Source organism: Flavobacterium sp., assembly GCF_043779715.1.
Lineage (GTDB): Bacteria > Bacteroidota > Bacteroidia > Flavobacteriales > Flavobacteriaceae > Flavobacterium.
The window spans coordinates 1-3,262 of sequence record NZ_JAYWDT010000166.1; the positions used below are offsets into that span (position 1 = coordinate 1).

Here is a 3,262-nt window from a genome sequence, read left to right on the forward strand (position 1 = left end):
GCCCGAAAAAATGTAGAAGATAATTTAAAACCTGCTATCGATTTGCTACACAGTTGGGGACTTGAAGTAGTAATAGGAAGCACAATTGGACTAGACAACAACCAGCTCGCTGGAACAGATGAGCAACGAGCAGCCGATTTTCAGCAGCAATTAAACAATCCAAATATCAAGGCGATATGGTGTGTAAAAGGCGGTTATGGAACGGTTCGAATAGTTGATTTGTTAGATTTTACTGCTTTTAAAAAACAGCCCAAATGGATTGTTGGTTTTAGCGATGTAACCGTTTTACACAATCATTTAAATACGTTGGGTTATAAATCCATTCACGGAATTATGCCAATAACAGTTCCTCGCGCTACTGATCAAGCTAAGGAAACATTGCGAAAGGCATTGTTTGGAGAAAAACTATCCTACACTGTTCCTCCTTTTGGAAAAAATAAAATAGGAAAAGCTTCGGGGGAATTAGTTGGCGGGAATCTGTCTATTTTGTATAGTTTATTTGGTTCGCCATCAGCAATTGACTGTTCTGATAAAATCTTATTTATTGAAGACTTAGACGAATATTTATACCATATAGATCGGATGATGATGAACTTGAAACGCAATGGGTGTTTGGAAAGTATTAAAGGAATTGTGGTAGGTTCCATGACCAAAATGAAAGATAATGACATTCCTTGGGGCAAAAATGCTATTGAAATTATTGAAGATGTAACTAAAAAATACAATATTCCCATTTTATATAATTTCCCTGCTGGTCACATTCAAGACAATAGAGCCTTGATTTTAGGGAATAAAGTAACGCTAGATGTACAGGAAAAAGGTGGAACGCTTACCTTTGAATAATTAGATTGCTGATTAATGATTTTTCACCGCAACTATTTCTAAATAAATACTGCAACTGAACACTGATTACTTTATATGGCAGAACACAACGAACTTGGCAAATTAGGAGAAGAAATGGCTGTCGAATTTTTGAAGAAAGACGGTTATACTATCTTACAAACCAACTACACTTTTCAGAAAGCAGAAATTGATATTCTTGCCCAAAAAGAAAATACACTTGCTGTTGTAGAGGTCAAAACGCGTTCTTCTTTGGATTTTGGATTGCCTCAGGATTTTGTTAAACCAAAAAAAATTCAACTCCTTGTTAAAGCTGTTGATGCCTTTGTAAACGAGAGAGATCTTGATATTGAAGTGCGTTTTGATATCATAGCCATCAATAAAGAAGGCAACTCCTTTATAATTGAGCATCTTATTGATGCGTTTTATCATTTTTAGTATCATTTTGTTGTTGTTGTATTTGTAACAAATTGTTTTTTTATTTACATTTGTGTCTAATTTGCACACAATTTATGTGTAAAACAACAACCAACTAAAATTTACATCATGAAAACCGTTTCTTCTATCGTTGAAAACTACATCAAAACAAAGCCCTTTTTACTAAATGCATTATCATTAGGCATTATCAACTTGACCTCATTATCAAGAAATATAATGACCGAATTAGAAAGTGATTTTGGCAAAGAAGTGAAACAAGGTGCTGTGGTGATGGCGTTAAAACGACTAACGGAAGAATTAGATTTTAGACTGAATCATAAAATTAATAAGGTTATCAAAAACATTGGTGAAATCACAGTTCGTTCTGCCTTGACGGATTACACCTTTGCTGCATCAGATACTGTCCTAAACAAACAAGCCGACTTAATTACAGATATTAATTCGCTTCCTGATATTTTTTATACCTCATCCAGAGGGGTAAATGAAACGAATATAGTTGTTAGTAATAGCGTTAATCACTTGGTTGACAAACATTTTGCTACTGAAAAACTGATTCAGAAATTAGATAATCTGGCTTCGATAACCGTAAAATTACCCAAAGAAAACATAGTTGTTCCAGGAATTTACTACTTCATTTTTCAGCGTTTGGCTTGGGAAGGAATTATTATCAACGAAGTAATTTCTACATCAAATGAGTTCACAATTTTAGTAAGCGAAGAACAGGTTGATGTGGCTTTTAAAGTAATTAAGGATTTGAAGAATTAGATGAGTTTCTAATATTTAGGTTTTTGTTTAGTTCCTGTAAAATTAATTATTTCAATACTTGAATTTTTATAATTTACTCGGTAAACCAAATAGTTATTTTTATCTATTATTGCTTTATGAAGATTTTTATAGGTTTCAGATTTTGGATATAAGTCAGGGAATAGACTAATCTGATTGGCAACTTGGTTGATATTTTCTTCCAATTGCAAAATTTCTCTAAGAGTCCACTCTGCTTCTAAATATTCAATAACAATTGCCAAACCGTTATCGGCTTGCGGAGTCCATTTGATCTTTAACGCCATTTGGCAAATCTATTCATTGCAGTTTCGTTACTTATAAACTCGTCATTTTCTGCTTGTTTTAAACCGATTTCAATTTCCAGTTTTTCTTCTGAATTCAAATCAGTGAACCAATCTTTTTTACTGGTTTTTAAAATAATTTCAAGTTTTTCCAATAAACTTTCGTCAATCGCAGACAACTCCTGAATAAAATTATATTTTCTGGTGGCTAAATTCATAACTTAAAATTTTAGTGTAACAAAGTTATCTTTTTTGATTGTGTTAAAAAAACAAATCTTTAAATTTAACTAACTATTTCATTTTCAAACATTAAAAGGGAGTTGATCATAAAGCTATTATGTATTTACTTTTAGAAGCTAAAAGATAAAATTGAGGTTTAAATTATAGATCAAGTTAAAACAAAAGGCTGGAAACTACATTGTCTTATTCTCCTCCCAATAGCTCCATAAATTCTAGCGCTGTTCTGGTGTTTTTTACATTGTCAAAAGTCAATAGCAATCGCAAACCAGCAGGAGTTTGTTTTTCTTTCATTTTGCAAATAGAACTGTTTTTTTGCACAAACTGCAAGACTTGATGAAAGCGTTTGGATTGATAGTAATCTGATTGTTGATCCGAAATGAAATAACCAATCATCTTGCCTTGTTTCATCACTAATTTTTCGATTCCAATTCGGGTTGCAATCCATTTGATGCGAATGCTATTCATTAATGCTTTGGCACGAGGCGGCATTGGACCAAAACGGTCTATCAACTTGTTTTGGAAGGCCACCAATTCCTCTTCGTTTTTTACAGTACCTAATTCATTATACAAACTCAATCGTTCCGATACATTATTGATGTACTCATCCGAAAACAGCAATTCAAAATCGGTATCAATTTGTAAATCTTTGACGTATTCTTTGGTTTCTATGTTGCTTTCCT

At 32.9% G+C, this 3,262-nt stretch carries 6 protein-coding genes; 3 read left to right on the forward strand and 3 right to left on the reverse strand.

The genetic code is table 11. The annotated features are described in order from the left end of the window. From ACH2BG_RS08075 to ACH2BG_RS08085, 3 genes are all read left to right on the forward strand, one after another. Window positions 1-843: LD-carboxypeptidase (locus tag ACH2BG_RS08075; protein WP_395047191.1), on the forward strand; the 843-nt coding region annotated here is incomplete at its 5' end. Between the two features lie 75 nt (window positions 844-918). Then, entirely contained in the window at window positions 919-1,278 is a 360-nt protein-coding gene (locus ACH2BG_RS08080; protein ID WP_309760405.1) for a YraN family protein, read from the forward strand. Between the two features lie 108 nt (window positions 1,279-1,386). Then, window positions 1,387-2,043: an aspartate kinase gene (locus ACH2BG_RS08085; protein WP_395047192.1), complete on the forward strand. Its 657-nt coding sequence runs from the start codon at window positions 1,387-1,389 to the stop codon at window positions 2,041-2,043. An 8-nt stretch (window positions 2,044-2,051) separates the two neighbouring features. Here ACH2BG_RS08085 and ACH2BG_RS08090 read toward each other — a convergent pair whose 3' ends face one another. The 3 genes from ACH2BG_RS08090 to ACH2BG_RS08100 all read right to left on the reverse strand — a co-directional run. Then, window positions 2,052-2,345, reverse strand: a complete 294-nt coding sequence (locus ACH2BG_RS08090; RefSeq protein ID WP_395047193.1) for a type II toxin-antitoxin system RelE/ParE family toxin — start codon at window positions 2,343-2,345, stop codon at window positions 2,052-2,054. After that, complete coding sequence (locus tag ACH2BG_RS08095) at window positions 2,336-2,560, reverse strand: hypothetical protein (protein WP_395047194.1); 225 nt, start codon at window positions 2,558-2,560, stop codon at window positions 2,336-2,338. Before ACH2BG_RS08095 ends, ACH2BG_RS08090 begins: the two co-directional genes overlap by 10 nt. A 205-nt stretch (window positions 2,561-2,765) precedes the next feature. Next, window positions 2,766-3,262: TRCF domain-containing protein (locus tag ACH2BG_RS08100; protein WP_395047195.1), on the reverse strand; the 497-nt coding region annotated here is incomplete at its 5' end.

What these genes read in the sequence shown, in the direction of transcription:
- ACH2BG_RS08080 (WP_309760405.1), top strand. Translation starts at nt 919, where the DNA reads ATGGCAGAACACAACGAACTTGGCAAATTAGGAGAAGAAATGGCTGTC.
- ACH2BG_RS08085 (WP_395047192.1), top strand. Translation starts at nt 1,387, where the DNA reads ATGAAAACCGTTTCTTCTATCGTTGAAAACTACATCAAAACAAAGCCC.
- ACH2BG_RS08090 (WP_395047193.1), bottom strand. Translation starts at nt 2,345, where the DNA reads ATGGCGTTAAAGATCAAATGGACTCCGCAAGCCGATAACGGTTTGGCA.
- ACH2BG_RS08095 (WP_395047194.1), bottom strand. Translation starts at nt 2,560, where the DNA reads ATGAATTTAGCCACCAGAAAATATAATTTTATTCAGGAGTTGTCTGCG.